15 protein-coding genes are annotated in these 17,105 nt (G+C 58.4%); 10 read left to right on the forward strand and 5 right to left on the reverse strand.

All coding sequences use genetic code 11. The annotated features are described in order from the left end of the window. Positions 1 to 78: 78 nt before the first annotated feature. The 6 genes from B7O88_RS05895 to B7O88_RS05920 all read left to right on the forward strand — a co-directional run bounded on the left by B7O88_RS05895 (position 79) and on the right by B7O88_RS05920 (position 6,797). On the forward strand, positions 79 to 1,416 hold the full coding sequence (locus B7O88_RS05895) for a ferredoxin reductase family protein (protein ID WP_088274272.1): 1,338 nt from the start codon (positions 79 to 81) through the stop codon (positions 1,414 to 1,416). Between the two features lie 267 nt (positions 1,417 to 1,683). Beyond that, a complete protein-coding gene (locus tag B7O88_RS05900) occupies positions 1,684 to 3,351 on the forward strand; it encodes a cation:proton antiporter (protein ID WP_088274273.1) in 1,668 nt (555 codons plus the stop codon). 157 nt (positions 3,352 to 3,508) lie between these two features. Beyond that, positions 3,509 to 3,859, forward strand: coding sequence for a DMT family protein (locus B7O88_RS05905; RefSeq protein ID WP_088274274.1), 351 nt, complete (start codon positions 3,509 to 3,511; stop codon positions 3,857 to 3,859). Between the two features lie 60 nt (positions 3,860 to 3,919). Continuing rightward, positions 3,920 to 4,228 (forward strand): hypothetical protein, encoded by a 309-nt coding sequence (locus B7O88_RS05910; RefSeq protein ID WP_088274275.1) that lies wholly within the window; start codon positions 3,920 to 3,922, stop codon positions 4,226 to 4,228. A gap of 236 nt (positions 4,229 to 4,464) precedes the next feature. After that, positions 4,465 to 4,725, forward strand: a complete 261-nt coding sequence (locus B7O88_RS05915; protein ID WP_088274276.1) for a YebG family protein — start codon at positions 4,465 to 4,467, stop codon at positions 4,723 to 4,725. Positions 4,726 to 5,153: 428 nt separating this feature from the next. After that, the gene (locus B7O88_RS05920) at positions 5,154 to 6,797 is read left to right on the forward strand and encodes a methyl-accepting chemotaxis protein (protein WP_088274277.1); all 1,644 of its coding nucleotides are present in this window, start codon (positions 5,154 to 5,156) and stop codon (positions 6,795 to 6,797) included. A gap of 66 nt (positions 6,798 to 6,863) precedes the next feature. Here the strand turns inward: B7O88_RS05920 and B7O88_RS18275 are convergent, their stop codons facing one another. Both B7O88_RS18275 and B7O88_RS05930 read right to left on the reverse strand, forming a co-directional pair. Beyond that, positions 6,864 to 8,078 carry a methyl-accepting chemotaxis protein gene (locus B7O88_RS18275; protein ID WP_200818416.1) on the reverse strand — a complete coding sequence of 405 codons (1,215 nt, stop codon included), beginning with the start codon at positions 8,076 to 8,078 and terminating at the stop codon, positions 6,864 to 6,866. Between the two features lie 385 nt (positions 8,079 to 8,463). After that, the gene (locus B7O88_RS05930) at positions 8,464 to 9,033 is read right to left on the reverse strand and encodes a phosphoribosyltransferase (RefSeq protein WP_088274279.1); all 570 of its coding nucleotides are present in this window, start codon (positions 9,031 to 9,033) and stop codon (positions 8,464 to 8,466) included. A 29-nt stretch (positions 9,034 to 9,062) separates the two neighbouring features. Between B7O88_RS05930 and B7O88_RS05935 the strand changes: the two genes are divergently transcribed. After that, entirely contained in the window at positions 9,063 to 9,713 is a 651-nt protein-coding gene (locus B7O88_RS05935; protein ID WP_200818417.1) for a phosphoribosyltransferase, read from the forward strand. 151 nt (positions 9,714 to 9,864) lie between these two features. Then, positions 9,865 to 10,656, forward strand: a complete 792-nt coding sequence (locus B7O88_RS05940; protein ID WP_088274281.1) for a substrate-binding periplasmic protein — start codon at positions 9,865 to 9,867, stop codon at positions 10,654 to 10,656. Here B7O88_RS05940 and B7O88_RS05945 read toward each other — a convergent pair. From B7O88_RS05945 to B7O88_RS05955, 3 genes are all read right to left on the reverse strand, one after another. Further along, the gene (locus B7O88_RS05945; protein WP_088274282.1) at positions 10,653 to 11,792 is read right to left on the reverse strand and encodes a glutathione S-transferase family protein; all 1,140 of its coding nucleotides are present in this window, start codon (positions 11,790 to 11,792) and stop codon (positions 10,653 to 10,655) included. The genes B7O88_RS05940 and B7O88_RS05945 overlap by 4 nt on opposite strands. 128 nt (positions 11,793 to 11,920) lie before the next feature. Then, complete coding sequence (locus B7O88_RS05950) at positions 11,921 to 12,439, reverse strand: Hcp family type VI secretion system effector (RefSeq protein WP_088274283.1); 519 nt, start codon at positions 12,437 to 12,439, stop codon at positions 11,921 to 11,923. A gap of 201 nt (positions 12,440 to 12,640) precedes the next feature. Next, on the reverse strand, positions 12,641 to 14,179 hold the full coding sequence (locus tag B7O88_RS05955) for an MFS transporter (protein ID WP_088274284.1): 1,539 nt from the start codon (positions 14,177 to 14,179) through the stop codon (positions 12,641 to 12,643). Between the two features lie 198 nt (positions 14,180 to 14,377). On the opposite strand from B7O88_RS05955, the gene metG reads away from it, so the two are divergent. Beyond that, positions 14,378 to 16,417: a methionine--tRNA ligase gene (gene metG, locus B7O88_RS05960; RefSeq protein ID WP_088274346.1), complete on the forward strand. Its 2,040-nt coding sequence runs from the start codon at positions 14,378 to 14,380 to the stop codon at positions 16,415 to 16,417. Between the two features lie 102 nt (positions 16,418 to 16,519). Further along, positions 16,520 to 17,104 (forward strand): electron transport complex subunit RsxA, encoded by a 585-nt coding sequence (gene rsxA, locus B7O88_RS05965; RefSeq protein ID WP_088274347.1) that lies wholly within the window; start codon positions 16,520 to 16,522, stop codon positions 17,102 to 17,104. Position 17,105 lies beyond the last annotated feature (1 nt).

Below are 17,105 nucleotides of genomic sequence, written 5' to 3' on the forward strand. Positions count from 1 at the left end.
CATTATCAGGCTACCAATCAGGGCAACCGCCGAAGACTGTTTGATCGCCTTGAGTCGACAATCAAGCTGGACCAACTGATGAACCGAATCAAACTTGTGCTCTTGTTCCTGCTGGCTCTCATTACCGCAGCCTGGCTGGCCGCGGACACGCTGATGCCTGACCCGTTTGGCTATTTCACCTTTCGCAGCGTGTTTGTTCAGTATTCCGGCCTGCTGGGTATCGCGATGATGAGCGTTGCAATGGTTCTGGCTACCCGCCCACGCTGGCTGGAGCGCCATCTGAACGGCCTCGACAAGATGTATCGCCTGCATAAATGGCTCGGCATTGGCGCTCTGATCGCCAGCACCGCGCACTGGTGGTTTGCCAAGGGCACCAAATGGATGGTTGGCTGGGGCTGGCTAACCCGCCCCGAGCGCAAGAAGGATGGCGCCGCACAGGTGTTGCCTAGCATTGAACAGTGGTTCCGTGACCAGCGCGGACTCGCCGAGTCGATCGGCGAATGGGCGTTCTATGCAGCCGCCATCCTGATCATTCTGGCGCTCATCAAGACGTTCCCTTACCGATGGTTCAAGAAGACCCATAACTGGCTGGCGGTTGGCTATCTGGCGCTGGCCTGGCACAGCCTGATACTCGTGAAATTCAGTTACTGGAGCCAACCGGTTGGCTGGTTGACACTCATACTGCTGATCGCCGGCAGCGTCTCGGCCATTATGGTGATAACCGGACGCGTGGGCAGGGGTAACCGTGTCGTGGGGCAGATTGAGGAGCTGACCCATTATCCGGGCCTGGACGTTATCGAAGCCAGGATCGCGCTGCGCGAAGGATGGCACGGACATGCTCCGGGGCAGTTTGCCTTTGTTACGTCCAAGAGCGGTGAAGGCGCCCATCCTTATACCATTGCCTCGGCCTGGAACCCGTCAACGCCAACAGTCACCTTCGTGGTAAAGGCGCTTGGCGACTGGACCTCGCAGCTAAAGACCTGGCTCAAGGTTGGCATGCGGGTGAGCGTTGAAGGGCCTTACGGCTGTTTCGACTTTTCCGATCCGGCGCCGCGACAGGTGTGGATCGGCGCGGGTATTGGCGTCACGCCTTTCATCGCACGTATGCACTCCCTCGCGCAGCAGGGCGGCGAGCATAACGTCGATTTCTTTCATGTGACCCGCGATGTTGACCAAATGGCACTCGACAAACTCACTGCGGATGCCGCTGCGGCCGGTGTTCGCCTGCATCTGCGCCTGTCCTCCCGCGATGGGCACCTTACGGCGGAGCAGATCAGGACCCTGGTTCCCGAATGGCGCCAGGCCAGCTTCTGGTTCTGTGGCCCGACGGAGTTCGGTCAAACGCTGCGCCGCGACTTTGTCAGTCAGGGCTTGCCTGGCGCACGGTTTCACCAGGAGCTGTTCGAAATGCGCTAGCCCTACCGAGTGCTCTCACAGATGCATTCAGCGTGGCGACTGTCTCGCTTCCCGCTCGAATTGAGTGTTCAGGTGGCACTACCGGAAATGTGCTGTTGCAAATTCCCCGCGACGTGCTCCGCCCTGCCCCGGTAAAACTGCTTCCGATCAGTCATTGCCGGCGCGGCGCCGAGTATATTGATCGGCAACAGCATCGTCGGACCGGTTAGCCTGCACGCTGTTTAAAGCAGCGTCGGCAGCCCGCGTCAGGGAGTCAGGGAGCAAGGCATGGACGGGAATATTTTCGTACAGATCGGCATTCTGCTGGGGTTGTCTGTTCTCGGCGGCGCCCTGGCGCAACTGCTGCGCCAACCGCTGATCGTCGCCTTCATTGCGGTTGGCATTCTGGTCGGCCCTTCCGGGCTGGAACTGGTTGCCCAGAGCAGCGAGATCGAGCTGTTCGCCCGCCTCGGCATCGCCCTGCTGCTGTTTGTGGTCGGCCTGAAACTGGACCTGCATATCATTCGAACAGTCGGGCCGGTAGCACTCGCTTCTGGTCTCGGTCAGGTTGTCTTTACCTCTGTTGTAGGGTACCTGCTTGCCCTGCTGCTCGGTCTGTCGCACGTGGCGGCTATCTATGTTGCGGTAGCGCTGACTTTTTCCAGCACCATCATTATCGTCAAGTTGCTCTCCGACAAGCGCGAGATTGATGCCTTGCACGGCCGCATCGCGGTCGGCTTTCTGATTGTCCAGGATATCGTGGTGGTGCTTGTCATGATCGGTCTTACCGCATTCGGCAAGGCCGATAGTCAGGTAAGCCTTGGCTGGGAAGCGCTGCAGGTTATGCTCAAGGGGATGGCAATGCTGGCCGTGGTCGCCTTGCTGATGCGCTATGTGCTGCCCGCGCTGCTGCAACGCCTGGCCCACTCGTCCGAACTGTTGATGCTGTTTGCCATCGCCTGGGCGGTGCTGGGCGCGGTGGCAGGCGACGTGCTGGGGTTCAGCAAAGAGGTGGGCGCCTTCCTCGCCGGTGTATCGATCGCCTCTACTGCATTTCGCGAACAGATAGCGGCGAGACTGGTCAGCTTGAGGGATTTTTTGCTGCTGTTCTTCTTCATTGAACTGGGCGCTGCACTGGACCTCGGCATGCTCGGCGGGCAGATCGGCGCATCAGTGGTGTTTTCGCTGTTCGTGCTGATTGGCAACCCGATAATCGTCATGATCATCATGGGCGCAATGGGGTATCGCAAGCGGACCGGCTTTCTTGCCGGGCTGACAGTCGCCCAGATCAGTGAATTTTCATTGATTCTCGCGGCGCTTGGCTACAGCCTTGGGCATTTGCAACAGGAAACTGTCGGGCTGATAACGCTGGTCGGCTTGATTACCATCAGCGTCTCCACTTATATGATTCTGTACTCCCACGCGATATATGAGCGTTTGGCGCCCTGGTTATCAATTTTTGAACGAAAGGTTCCTTACCGCGAGCGCGATGGTTTGCCCGATGGGCAGGATACTGTCGACGTGCTTTTGATTGGTCTTGGGCGCTACGGTGCCGCGCTGGCTGATAACCTTCGGCGCCGCGACTGCAGGCTGCTCGCTGTGGATTTTGACCCAGCAGCGGTTCAGCAGCATGTGCGTGACGGTTATCAGGTGCGTTACGGCGACGCTGAAGATCCGGAGTTTATCGCCACCCTGCCGCTGGGCAGCACCAGTTGGGTTGTGAGCACTGTCCGTGAACGCAGCGTCAACCTGATGCTGTTGCATGGCCTGAAACAGAGCAACTATCGTGGCCAGGTGGCCATAGCCAGTTCCGCTAGACACGACAGCAAGGTTTTGGCAAAGGCTGGCGTGGATCTGTTGCTGATCCCCTACGCCGATGCGGCCAAAGAAGCGGCAGACCAATTGCTGGCACGGACGGCAGCGCGAGATTCCGCACCGGCTGCCATGCCGCAGTGAGATATCTGCCACGGCCGATGGCACGGTGTAACCTGCGGTAGCAACAGCCGATACGTTGACGCAGACTTGCCAATGCGCCTGCCAGGCGCGAATATGCCGCGGCATTCAACTCGGCGCTGCCTGCGCCCGCCTATCCCTACTTGTCGGAGCGCCGGTCATGCATCCTGTGCTGATCTCCATTTCGCTGCTGGTGTGCAGCAATATTTTCATGACATTCGCCTGGTATGCCCACCTCAAGGAACTCAATAACAAGCCCTGGATCATCGCGGCCCTGATCAGTTGGGGTATTGCCCTGTTCGAGTACCTGCTGCAGGTGCCCGCCAATCGCATCGGTTATACCGCGCTGTCGGTCGGTCAGTTGAAGATTATTCAGGAAGTCATCACCCTCTCGGTGTTCGTCCCCTTCTCGGTCATGTATCTGAAGGAACCGCTGAAACTCGATTACCTGTGGGCAGGTCTATGCCTGCTGGCTGCGGTCTACTTCATGTTTCGGGACAAACTGGCTTAACTGCCGAGGCAATTCGGGTCATGCTGCACAGGTACATTCCCCCGTCTGCAAGGAGCGCACGTGCTGATCCCGCTGTTGGTCAATCTGATGATGCTGTTCGGTAGTCTGGTACTGTTTTTCGCCGCTGCCGGTATTGCCAACAATTGTGACAACCTGACAAAGCTGGAAGAGCGCATTCTCAACAGCAGTCTGTTCGTACCTGGACCGCTGCACCTTGTTGCCCTGATTGCCATAGCCCTGGCCGCCATGGGCCTGATCCCGATAGACGATCCAGCCTGGCTATACCTGCCGGCTCTGGTAAGCACCGGCTACTGGGTATGCCTGATCGTCATCAATGCCCGGAAAAACCGGTATCTTCGGGCAGACTGATCTGTCCTGACCGCCTGACTGCCATTATCCGGAGTTACTGAAGCGCCGGACCTTCACGTGTTGCCAACACCATCGCGTGCCCAGAGCAGCGCTTTGTGCAAGCTGGCTCGCTCGGGCTACAGGCGCGTTTGTTAATGGGAGATATATGGGTCTTTACACTGTACGCACATACAGTAGAATGAGCAGCAAAACCGGCCACGCCGGTCACTCCACTCGCCAACAAGCCAGAGGTGCGCATGGCCGTTGAAATTGTTTATCGCAGCAGCAGAGACCCGGAGCAACTGTTCATGGATAAAGCCCAAGCCGACCGTCATGACAAGATGCTGGAGCTGGCCGAGAACCTGGGCGAGGTACTGCAGCGTGCCGTTCCGCAACTGGGAGAGCAGCTGGCTGAAGAAATCAGTATCTATATGGCGCGCAACCGCGAGGTCTTCGCCAAGGCTTTCAAGAGTAACCCCGAGGCCCTCGCCGAACTGGATGCGTCCGGCGCGGCCTGATGCCGTTACTGGTACATCCAGAAGTTCGGATGCGCTTGCGCAACCTGAACAGGACGGACTGAATCACGACGGCTGATGATGCGTTTGATCATGCTCATGGTGTAGCTCCTTTGCTTGCTGTTTCGAACATGGGAGGCATCATGAGTCATATCGCACGATACCAAAAACGAATTGGCTCTATTTGATTTATTGAGAAAAGCAATTAACCGCACAAGCACGGCCGATGTCACTGGCCAGCGCCTTGCAGCCCCTTTCCCACCTTGCGCTGACATCAGGCAACCACGCTTTCCAGTGCTTTAGCCCTTCCCACCACTCCGTTGCCCTGTTTCCTCCAGCAACTGCTACGCTGACAGAAACGAAAGCAATATCGTTAAGCCACACCTGAACGTCACCGTTGTGCCAATCGCATCTCGCCGGGGGCTTTGGCTATGAACCTGCTTCGCCGTTTCTCCATACTTCAACGCCTGGTTACTGTGACCTTGCTGGTGTTGATCATAGTGCTAGGGCTGGTTACGGCCTTCGCAGTTGACTACCACAAGACGCTGCTTGATGGTCGGGCAATAAAAACCCAGCACCTTGTTGAGTCCGGCCTGGGCGTCATCCAGTATTTCCATCAACGGCAACTGGGCGGCGAGCTGACCGAACAACAGGCGCAGCAGCAGGCGGCCGCCGTTCTGCAAGGGATGCGTTACGACGGCAATGAGTATTTCTGGATACATTCCGATGACCTGCGGATGATCATGCATCCCTTCAGTACGCAGCTGGTAGGTAACAGCGTCGCCGACATCCAGGACCCCGATGGCAAGTATCTGTTTCGGGAAATGGTTGCGGTAGTGAACACGCAATCAGCCGGCTTTGTTGACTATATGTGGCCCAAGCCCGGCGTTACTGATCCAGTACCGAAAATCTCCTACGTCGCCGGCTTTGAACCCTGGGGCTGGATCCTTGGGTCGGGCATCTATCTTGACGATATCAGTGAGACCTTTTGGGCCGATATGCTGCCCAAGCTTATGGTTGCAGCGCTGGGTCTGATGTTGCTGGTGGGTGTCAACCTCCTGATCGCCCTGAGTGTCAACCGCCCACTCGCCCAGGCAGTGGCGGCAATGAACGACATTGCAACCGGCGACGGAGACTTGTCACGCCGCCTGGACGCCAGCGGCTTTGATGAGATCAGCGAACTGGCGGCAGGGTTCAATGCCTTTACCGATAAGCTGGCGCAGGTCATAGACGAATTGCGTGAGGTGGTAGCAAACAATCGTCGTATCGCTAATGAAGTTGGCCTTGCAATGGGCAAGGCAGAGGCCTCTTATAACCAGCAGAACAGCGAACTTGACACCATTGCATCGGCGGTTGAGGAAATGAGCGCCACCTCCGACGAGGTCGCTCAGCGCATGTCTGACTCCGCAGAAGCTGCCAGACAAGCCAGCAGCCACGCCGCAGACAGTCAACGCACAGCAGATACCACCTCGCAGAGCATGCGCATGCTTGCCAGCGATCTCGCCCAGGCCGGTGCGGCCGTGGATGAATTGAACGCGCAATCGAACACCATTGATTCAGTGCTTGAAGTGATACGCTCCGTTGCAGAACAAACCAACTTGCTGGCCCTGAACGCGGCAATCGAGGCAGCTCGCGCTGGTGAGCAGGGACGGGGCTTTGCCGTGGTAGCAGACGAGGTGCGCACGCTCGCCAGCAGAACACAGGCATCGACCGACGAGATTCGCAGCATCATCGACTCATTGCAGACCGTCACCGCCAACGCGGTCAGCTCGATGCAGAGCAGTCACCGGCAGTCCGAAGACATGCAGCAACAGGTCGAGAACTCGCGTTCTGCGCTGAAATCCATTGCGGCATCGGTCGATACCATTACCGATATGACCAGCCAGGTGGCTGCTGCTGCCGAACAGCAATCAAGGACCAGTACCGAGATCTCCGCAAGCCTGAGCCAGCTCAGTAGCTTGGGCGACAAGGTGCTGAGCGAGCTGCAGGACACCGCGCTCAACACGAGACAGCTGACTGACTCGGCGCAGCAACTGGAACGCCTTATTGGTCAGTTCAAGACCGGACAAGGATAAAGTTGTGCGTTTGCGCCTTTATCAGCAACCTTGCTACTGCGGCGCCCAGGCCTATCGGGATGGCTATTACCGGGCGTTTAGCAAGCCGGATGTCGTATGACAGACGTTTTCGGCACCTTGACGGATTTCCTGCATGATTGAGCTGACCTGTTGTATGCGCCCGTTTCCTTCCTCTGCGGTCACACTTGCCGAGCCGATTGTGTCGGTTACCTTGCGAGTCAGATCGCGATTACGCTGAACAACCTCGGCAATTTCCGCAGTGGACTTGCTCGTACGCGCAGCCAGCTGACGCACTTCATCAGCCACAACCGCAAAGCCACGCCCCTGCTCACCAGCGCGAGCTGCCTCGATTGCCGCATTTAGCGCAAGGAGATTGGTCTGGTCGGCAATGGCCGAAATGGTTGCCACGATCTCTTCGATATTTCTGGACTGCGCATTGAGGTGCGCAATCAACTTGCTGGCGTCTGCCATCTGAGCGGCGATGCGTGCCGAGGTATCAACCGCCGCCTGCAGCGATGCCATCCCCTGCTGCGCGATGGCGGCTGTTTCCTCGGAGGTACTGTTCGCAACCTCTGCTGCCTGACGTACGGCCTGAGCCTGCTCGATCCTGTCGGTGATATCGGTGGCGAACTTGACCACCTTCAGGACATTACCCTGCTCATCCACAATGGGGTTGTAGGTCGCTTCCAGCCAGATAGTCCGGCCCTGGCTGTCCAGCCGGTCAAACTGCCCCGACTTGAACTCGCCACGCCCCAGCTCCGCCCAGAACTCCGGATGCTGACGGATAAAGGCCTCATTGCAGAACATCCGGTGGTGCTTTCCAATGATCTGTTGCAGCGAATAACCCACCGCTGACAGGAAGTTGCGGTTGGCGGTGATGATCTCGCCATTTGGAGAAAATTCGATCACCGCCAGCGACTTGTCCAGCGCTGTCAGTAACGCCTTCTGCTCCAGTCGGGCTGCGTGTTCGGCCGTCACATCACTTGCCAGCATCACGACCTTGCTGATTGTGCCGCTCGCATCCGGCACCGGAACATAGGTGGCTTCGAGCCAGAGGGGCTGGCCGCGGGCGCCCAGTCGACGGTAGGTCCCGGCGCAGGACCTGCCCTGTGCCAGAGCAGTCCAGAACGGATGCCTCGCGCCGTCAGATCGCTCCTTGGCGTCGCACAAATGGTCGTGTGACTGACCAATCAAACGTTCGCGGGAGTAGCCCAGCAACGTCAGCATTGCCGTATTTGCATCAATAATCTGGCCATCCGGCGTGCATTCAAGGCAAGCCATGTGGGTTTTCAATGCGCTGATTTGCGCTTTTTGTTCTGCCAGATCGCGGCTCTGATTCTTGTACAAATATTTAAGTTTTCTGTTAAACATGCAAGAAGGCTCTGCGGATGAGAAATAGGCAGGAATCGATTAAATTACGAAAAAAATAACAATTACAAAACACTATGGTGCATTTTTAAGCGAGTGTCTTGGCATCGAGTGCTGGTGCCACTACACACAAAAGCTACCAAAAGTTATACGCAATGTATACAAGCGAAAACAAAAGGTCAGACAAAACCGTGCCTCGGGGCTGCGTGGCACACCCGGCGACAGGTAGTAAGGAGATGTTTTGGGCTAGGTGTCAGCCGCGCAGCCATAGGGCCGGCGACGGCTGGTTACAGGATCCTCAGAGTGAGGATAGATGCGGCTGGAGAATTTCGTACAGGGCAGGACGATTAGCCTTGATCTCTTCAGCACTCAAGCCTTCCAGCGAGTGCGGGTACTTGAGCCAGGCGTCAGTGCTGTGCAGATAGTAATGCGGTTCCCAGTCCAGTTCGTTGCGGCTGGGTTTGTAGTACGGAACAGCAACACGGATATCATTGGGCGTGTTCAAACGTGCCTTGTTGCGCAGCTCGTTGATTATCGCTTCGAGCGAGCGTCCGGTATCAAACACGTCATCAACAATCAGCAAAGAATCCTCGTGGGTCACATGCTTGACCAGGTAGTTGAGGCCGTGAACCCGGACCTCTTTGCTCTGCTGATCGATGCCGTGATAGGAAGATGTGCGAATCGCGATGTTGTCGGTATGAACGCCGTGATAGTCGAGGAACTCCTGGACAGCGATACCCATAGGTACGCCACCTCGCCAGACCGCTATCATGAAGGTCGGACGAAAGCCGGAATTGAGGATCTGCGCGGCCAGACTGAACGCGTCTTCGAGCAGACTTTGTGCACTAAGGTATTGTTTCTCAGCCATAAGACCGTAAGCTTCTCCAGAATCGCGACATGATCACACCAGAGGGAGCCGCCTTGCAAGCCATGAACCAATCCAATTCCACGCAACAAAGGCCGCGCAACCGCCGTTTCCTTGATGAAAACCAGCTCATCGAAGACGCCTTTCGCCTGGGCGTCCAGGTATTTGAGAGCGGCTTTCGCCCCAACTTCATCGTAGGCCTCTGGCGCGGTGGCAGCACCGTCGGCATCTACGTACAGGAATGCCTGCAAACACTCGGCGTGAAGACGGACCACATTGCGCTGCGCACCTCTTACCGCGGCATGGACCATTACGACGCGATGGTCGCCGCACCAGAAGCGGAAATCCGCGTACATGGCACCCACTATCTGCTCGACAACCTGAACCGGGAAGACCGGCTGCTGATCGTTGATGATGCATTTGGTACCGGGCACAGCGTTCAAGCCGTAATCGGCAAGCTGAAAGGCCAGCTCAAGCGCAACATGCCAATCGACACCCGCATTGCAACGCTTTATAAACGTGCCGGCGCCGCAAAAACAGACTTGCAACCTGACTTCTGTCTGCACACCACCGAAGACTGGCTGGTGTTCCCCTACGAGATGAATGGCCTGAGTCGCGCCGAAATCGACGCCAACAAGCCGTACCTCGGTTCTATCCTCGATTCGGTAAAGCCGCTTGTCTGACTGCACGCCCGGTGGTGCGCTCACACCGCCGGGCTATCAATGTTCCCCTGCCTGCCGTCTAACCCATTCGGGCTAGTCACTGGACTGTACGGCCCACGCTGGTTACCTTTCATCAACACCTGCGCGTTTGTGACAACAAAAGACAATAAAAATGAACATGCATAAAACGCCCGGTCTGTGGATGCGTATTGCTGTCGCCAGTCTGCTGCTGCTCGCTCCTACGACCTCTGCCATTGCTAATGACCAGGACTTGCCGGTACTGACAGCGGGTTACATCCAATTCCCGCCGATTGCCTACACCGACGAACAGGGGCATGCTCGGGGGGCAATCATCGAGCTGACCAACGAGTTGGCTGCGGCAAGCGGGTATCGGGTCGATTGGAAGTCCTATCCGATCAATCGGATCTACCGCAGCCTGGACACTGGCGACATTGACTTGTGGCCCGGCTCACCGCAGGTGCCTGCCCTGCAGGACTTCACTGTTGAGTCCAGCTCTCTGGGAGTGCGAGTAAAACTCTGCGCATTCGCACTGCAGGGCACGCCGCGGATCAGCCACTACCAGGACCTGGCCAACCACGATCTGGTGCTGATTCGCGGTTACACCTATCGCGAGCAGCTCAACCGGGTGATCTCGGAGAACCATTACCACCCGATTGTTGCTCCGGACCACACCGCAGCGATGGAAATTCTGCTGCGCGGCCGCGCTCAATACCTGATCAGCTATGGCCACCCGATGCAGGAAGCGCTGGCTGACTATCCACTGCAGGGTGCGCGCTGTGATCAACTGGATGAATGGCCACTGGTATACGTGATTTCAAAGCGCAATCCGCAGGCAGAGGAAATCGCCGAGGCGCTGGATAGCGCCTATCTGGAATGGCGCGAAGCAAACCCCGAGCCGCGCCGACTGCGTGGCGTGCGAAATCGGCTGGCCACAGCACACTAGGCTGTCGCAGGCATTTCCCATACCTCGATATTACTCCGCCGCCCTACCCTCCAGGTGCGACCAAGACTCACCGCATCTGCCAGCCCCAGCTCCGCCAGCTGCGCCTGAACAGCGCCGCGTTCGGCAACGGGTAGTGCCCGCAAGGTATCGGACGCACGTTGCAGTACATACAGCAGATAAGGCTCTACACCCACCTCTATCGGCGCCCCGCGAAAGCACGTGTGCACCATGCCGACTTGCCGAATCTGCGGCTTCTCCGTCACCGGCGTGCCACTGGCCGGCTTCAGTTCGGCAACCCAGGCGTCAAGGTATGCCAGTTTGTCGGTCAGCTCTGGGAAGATGTCCTCGGCAATATGTGCAAGCACCGGGATCAGAGTGGGAGGTAATGCATCACCGGCGGGAAACCCCGGTTCGGCTTGCGCATACTCGACGACATCGAGCCCCGGCGCCGTCATGCGTTCGACCCAGCGATGAACTCTGGGAGCGCGCTGCTGCATGATGGTCAGCGGTACCGGATCACGGCCAAGGTGCGCAAACATAGGCCCGATCAGGCCGTAATCGGCGATCGACGGTTGTGTGCCCAGCAGATACGGCCAGTCGGCAAAGTGCCGCTCCAGGCGATCAAGCAGCTGCAGAAACGACGTTTCAATCAACGGAATGCTTTCGGTGTTGACTCCCAGTCTTGGCAGGTATGAGTTCATCCGCCCCATGATCTGCTCGGCCATTTTCGGCCCGGAACCAAGCGTAAAGGCGCAGCGCAGGAATGCCTCCTGTTCTGCCCGATAGGACCAGCGATAGTGCATCGCATGCTTGAGCATCGCCTGGCCACCGTAGTACTCGATGATAATCGCAACAATGTGCTGCAGCGGTGTTTGCGGGTAGGCCGGCCATGGCACGCCCTGCGCCTCCAGATGATCGATGATATCAATGGTGTCCTGAATCACCGCGCCATCAGGCGTTTCCAGCACCGGGATAATGCCTCTGCCTATTTGCGGCAGGATGCGGTTTGCGAAGTCGGGATGCCAGGTTGGCACCTCGATATAGGGCAACCCCTGGTTACGCAGATAACAACGGGCCTTGCCGGTATACAGCGAATGCGAGGCACCATACAGGCGATAGGCTGAGGCAGATTTCATTGGGGCTCCCGGGTTAATTGTTCGTTCTTCCTGCAACGGATACTGCCAGCGTCACAGAAGGCAGACAAGATGGGAGTTTGTCTCGCCAATACCGCCTCTCCCGTTTCAGAAGAGGCGGCACCATGGATTCACGCCGCGAGAGGGCTACGCCAGTCGTCCGACCCCGACGTACCGGACACTTCATGGGTCCAGACAATCTTGCGGTAGGTGAAATAAACGTCCTCAAGGTGGGTGAAGTGGGCCTTGCTCGGATCCTGGCAGTTAGGCATGTGCGACTGCACGTCCACGATGATTGCATCCTGCAGTTCGATGGTGAAATAGTGCTCCTGGGTGCCGGTAGCCGAGGTGCGATACCACTCGAGACGGCAGCGAGACAGCCGTTCACCCGAGGTAAGGGCGCTGAAAATCAGCGGTGAGGACTTGTCGAACACCTTGGTAATCATCAGCGGTTTGTGCACCCGTTGCCCCGTCGGCTGACCCGACTGCGGGTCGCGCGGAATAATGACCTGATGATTGAAGCCCTGCACCAGCACCTGATCTTCGTGTCCTTCCTGAAAAATGTTGCCGACCGAATCTTCAGTGAACGTGCCAGCGGTGATCAGACCCTGCTTGGTGCCTTCAATAGTGAGATAGGCTGGGGTTGGCATCTGTGCTCCTTGCGTGTGTCAATGATCCCGGGAATGCCGGGTTCAAGAACACGTACAAAAGCCACGCCAGGTAATTGAAATCGATTTATATCATTACCTTATGAAGAAAACCTCACAACAGTTCTCGAATCAGGGCCGCGCTCCAACCCTGAAATTGGGCAATTTCCACCGGCCTGTTGCGCAGCTACCTGCGCAACAGGCTCAGTGACCGGGCCTTACCGCTGCGAGATAACGCCCCGTCAACCAGGCAGCGCCCAGCATTACCACAGCGCCTATCAATGCGTTGGTCTGCAGTGCCTGGGTGAAGCTGACCTGCACTGCAGACATGACCGCTGCGGCCAGCGCGTCCGGCAAATGTGACGCCAGCCCGAGCGCACCGCCAACCGTATCGCTGGCCACTTCAAGCTGATGGTCGCTCAGCCCGGACGGCATCAACTCGAGCATGCGGTAACGATACACGGCCGCACCGATACTGCCGATCACCGCGATACCCAGCGCCATGCCCATCTCGGTTGCGGTTTCGGAGGTTGCTGCAGCCGCGCCGGTTTTCTCCGGTGGTGCCGAGCCGATCACCAGATCGGTCCCCAGAATCATCATCGGCATGATGCCGATGCCCAGTAACACAGTGGCCAGCACCATCAGTCCCGGCCCGGGATAGCGGCCGATCAGCAGCAACGCAACAAACCCCGCAACAGCAACCAGCAAGCCACCACTGATCAGCACCCGCGGAGCAAGCCAGCGGGCCATGCGCGGCACCAGCAGGGATGCTGCGGTCTGTAACAGCGCCGACGGCAGCATGACCAGCCCTGCCTGCAGCGGCGTCATGCCCAGTGCCCCCTGCAGATACTGAAAAATCAGCAGCCAGGCCCCGGACAGCGCCAGAATGCACAGCATCATTGCCGCGACGGATACACTGAACGCGGGTTGACGAAACAGCGCGAGGTCGAACATCGGCTCGGCAAGCCGACGCTGCCGGCGAACAAACAGGGTGCCAACCAGCAAACCGGCCAGCAGGGCGCTGCTGGCCAGCAGATTGAGTCCGTCACGGGCGCTGTCTTTGATGCCAAAAATCAACAACAACACCGCACAGATGCACAGCAACGCGCTGGTCAGATCCAGACGCCCGGCCTGCTCGTCACGAAACTCCGGCAACAGCCAGGGGCCGACCAGCAGTAACAGCACCATTACCGGTACAGCCAGCAGAAACACCGAGCCCCACCAGAAGAACGCCAGCATGACGCCGCCAACCAGCGGGCCGATAGCACTGCCGACAATAAAGCCGGTCATCCAGATGGTTATCGCCAGGGTACGTTCGTGCTCGACGTGAAACATGTTGCGAATGAGGGCAAGGGTTGATGGCATCAGCGTCGCCCCGGCAACACCGAGCAGCGCACGGGTGGCAATCAGCATCATTGAACTATGGGCAAAGGCTGCAGCCAGGGAGGCCAGCCCGAACGCCGTGGCGCCAATGAGCAACAGGCGCCGCCGGCCGATCCGGTCACCCAGTGTTCCCATGGTGATCAGGAAACCTGCCACCATGAAACCGTAAATATCGAGGATCCAGAGCAGCTCGGAGCTGGACGGCTCGAGATCGGCACTCAGGTGGGGAGCCGCCAGATGCAGCACGGTCATATCCAGAGCCAGCAGCAACGTGGGAAGCACAAGTACCGCAAGGCCCAGCCATTCGCGGCGGCCAGCCCGTGGATACTCGGGAGATGATGAAGAGGGTGTATTTGGCATGGCGCCTCCTTGCAGGCCGACCTTATACGCCGGCGCCAATCGCCTCGGCAAGATACAGTTGCAACGGCAAATTACGGCACAGCAGTCTGCACAGGCGCTGCCAGGTTCGTGCCGAGACTCCCTTCACTGCGCCCCTTCTGCTATCATCCCAGCCCTTTCACGTTCAACCGCAAAGTATCCCAAACGCCCATGTCCGATATCGCCGCGACTCGTCAGATCCTCGTTACCAGCGCCCTGCCCTATGCCAACGGTTCAATCCACCTTGGGCACATGCTGGAGTACATTCAGACCGACATTTGGGTTCGCTTCCAGAAGCTGCGCGGTCACCAGGCCGTATACGTCTGTGCTGACGACGCGCACGGCTCCGCCATCATGCTGCGCGCCGAGAAGGAAGGCATCACCTCCGAACAGCTGATCGCCAACGTCCACGCCGAGCACTCGGCCGACTTCGCGGACTTTCTGGTCAACTTCGACAACTTCTACTCCACCCACTCGGAGGAGAATCGGGAGCTGTCCGAACTGATTTACACCCGGCTGAAAGAGGCTGGCCACATCAGCACCCGCTCGGTGACCCAGTACTACGATCCGGAAAAGGGCATGTTCCTGGCTGACCGGTTCATCAAGGGCACCTGTCCCAAGTGCGCGGCCGAGGATCAGTATGGCGACAACTGCGAAAAATGCGGCGCCACCTACGAGCCGACCGAACTGAAAGACCCGCGCTCGGCCATTTCCGGCGCTACCCCGGTACTGAAGGATTCCAAGCATTTCTTCTTCCGCCTGCAGGACTTCACCGACATGCTCAAGCAGTGGACCCGCAGCGGTGCCCTGCAGGACGCGGTCGCCAACAAGATCGCCGAATGGCTCGACAGCGGCCTGCAGGAATGGGACATCAGCCGTGACGCGCCCTACTTCGGCTTCGAGATTCCAGGCGAGCCCGGCAAGTACTTTTACGTCTGGCTGGACGCACCAATCGGTTACATGGCCAGCTTCAAGAACCTCTGCAGCCGCCGCCCCGAGCTGAGCTTCGATGGTTTCTGGAATGCGGACTCCAGCGCCGAGCTGTACCACTTCATCGGCAAGGATATCGTCAACTTCCACACCCTGTTCTGGCCGGCGATGCTGGAAGGCGCAGGCTTCCGCAAGCCGACTGCAGTCAACGTACACGGCTACCTGACGGTCAACGGTCAGAAAATGTCCAAGTCGCGCGGCACCTTTATCAAGGCGCGCACCTATCTGGATCATCTGAACCCCGAGTATCTGCGTTATTACTACGCCGCCAAGCTGGGTCGGGGCGTAGAGGATCTGGATCTGAACCTGGAAGACTTCGTGCAGAAGGTCAACTCGGACCTGGTCGGCAAGGTGGTCAACATCGCCAGCCGCTGCGCCGGCTTCATTCACAAGGGCAACGGCGGCGTCATGGTCGAGGCCAACCTGGCTCCGGAGCTGAGCAGCGCCTTTGTCGACGCGGCACCGAGCATCGCCGACGCCTACGAGAAGCGTGATTTCTCCCGCGCCATGCGCGAAATCATGGCGCTGGCGGACAAGGCTAACGCCTGGATTGCCGACAAGGCACCGTGGGCATTGAACAAGCAGGAAGGCAAACAGGACGAGGTCCAGGCCATCTGCGCCCTGGGCATCAACCTGTTCCGCCAGCTGGTGATCTTCCTCAAGCCGGTTTTGCCGACGCTGGCGGCCGACGCAGAGGCATTCCTCAATGTTGCGCCACTGCGCTGGGACGATCACAAGGCGCTGCTGACCAACCATCAGCTGAACGCGTTCAAGCCGCTGCTGGCCCGTATTGAGCCGGCGAAGATTGACGCCATGATCGATGCCTCCAGGGAAGATCTGGCTGCAGCCGAGAGCACTGCCCCGGCGGGTAATGGCGAGCTGGTCAAGGAACCGCTGGCCGAGGAAATCAACTTCGACGCCTTTGCCGCCGTTGACCTGCGCGTGGCGTTGATCGAGAAGTGCGAGTTTGTTGAAGGTGCCGACAAATTGCTGCGCCTGAGCCTTGATATCGGCGATGCCAAACGCAACGTATTCTCCGGCATCAAGAGCGCCTACCCGGATCCGAGCAAGCTGGAAGGCCGCCTGACCCTCTATGTTGCCAACCTGGCACCGCGCAAGATGAAGTTCGGCGTTTCCGAAGGCATGGTGCTGGCGGCAGGCCCGGGCGGTGAAGAGATCTTCCTGCTCAGCCCGGATCAGGGCGCCAAGCCGGGCCAGCGGGTCAAGTAAGCGGTAGAGCAATCGCCGGGCGGCTGTGCCGCCCGATTAGCCGGGACCGGCCGAGCAGCCAGAAGAGCTGCACAACGCCGGCCACACATGGGGTTGGGTTACATGGCTGAATTTGCCCTTATTCTGGTCAGTACCATACTGGTCAACAACTTCGTTCTGGTGCAGTTCCTCGGGCTGTGTCCGTTCATGGGTGTTTCCGGGAAGCTGGAAACCGCGATCGGCATGTCCGCCGCGACCACCTTCGTGCTCACGCTGGCCTCGATCCTCAGTTATCTGACCTTCCAGTACATTCTGGTGCCGCTGGATCTGCAGTTTCTGCGTACCATTTCGTTTATTCTGGTTATCGCGGTAGTCGTGCAGTTCACCGAGATGGTGGTACACAAGACCAGCCCGCTGCTGTACCGGGTGCTGGGTATCTTCCTGCCGCTGATTACCACCAACTGCGCGGTACTGGGCGTCGCCCTGCTGAACACCAACCGCGCCGAACAGACCTTCATGAAATCCGCCACCTACGGCCTGGGCGCGGCTATCGGCTTCTCGCTGATCCTGATCCTGTTCGCCGGTCTGCGTGAGCGCATCGCCATTGCCGACGTCCCGACGCCGTTCCGCGGCGCCGCCATCGGCATGATCACGGCGGGCCTGATGTCGCTGGCATTCATGGGTTTCACCGGCTTGATAAGGTTGTAAG

Origin of the sequence: Halopseudomonas aestusnigri (assembly GCF_002197985.1) — a bacterium.
In the GTDB taxonomy this organism is placed as follows: Bacteria; Pseudomonadota; Gammaproteobacteria; order Pseudomonadales; family Pseudomonadaceae; genus Halopseudomonas; species Halopseudomonas aestusnigri.

Bases quoted from the DNA above. Each gene is read 5' to 3' on its own strand.
- B7O88_RS05895 (WP_088274272.1), top strand. From the start codon at position 79: ATGAACCGAATCAAACTTGTGCTCTTGTTCCTGCTGGCTCTCATTACC.
- B7O88_RS05900 (WP_088274273.1), top strand. From the start codon at position 1,684: ATGGACGGGAATATTTTCGTACAGATCGGCATTCTGCTGGGGTTGTCT.
- B7O88_RS05905 (WP_088274274.1), top strand. From the start codon at position 3,509: ATGCATCCTGTGCTGATCTCCATTTCGCTGCTGGTGTGCAGCAATATT.
- B7O88_RS05915 (WP_088274276.1), top strand. From the start codon at position 4,465: ATGGCCGTTGAAATTGTTTATCGCAGCAGCAGAGACCCGGAGCAACTG.
- B7O88_RS05920 (WP_088274277.1), top strand. From the start codon at position 5,154: ATGAACCTGCTTCGCCGTTTCTCCATACTTCAACGCCTGGTTACTGTG.
- B7O88_RS18275 (WP_200818416.1), bottom strand. From the start codon at position 8,078: ATGGCTTGCCTTGAATGCACGCCGGATGGCCAGATTATTGATGCAAAT.
- B7O88_RS05930 (WP_088274279.1), bottom strand. From the start codon at position 9,033: ATGGCTGAGAAACAATACCTTAGTGCACAAAGTCTGCTCGAAGACGCG.
- B7O88_RS05935 (WP_200818417.1), top strand. From the start codon at position 9,063: ATGATCACACCAGAGGGAGCCGCCTTGCAAGCCATGAACCAATCCAAT.
- B7O88_RS05940 (WP_088274281.1), top strand. From the start codon at position 9,865: ATGAACATGCATAAAACGCCCGGTCTGTGGATGCGTATTGCTGTCGCC.
- B7O88_RS05945 (WP_088274282.1), bottom strand. From the start codon at position 11,792: ATGAAATCTGCCTCAGCCTATCGCCTGTATGGTGCCTCGCATTCGCTG.
- B7O88_RS05950 (WP_088274283.1), bottom strand. From the start codon at position 12,439: ATGCCAACCCCAGCCTATCTCACTATTGAAGGCACCAAGCAGGGTCTG.
- B7O88_RS05955 (WP_088274284.1), bottom strand. From the start codon at position 14,179: ATGCCAAATACACCCTCTTCATCATCTCCCGAGTATCCACGGGCTGGC.
- rsxA (WP_088274347.1), top strand. From the start codon at position 16,520: ATGGCTGAATTTGCCCTTATTCTGGTCAGTACCATACTGGTCAACAAC.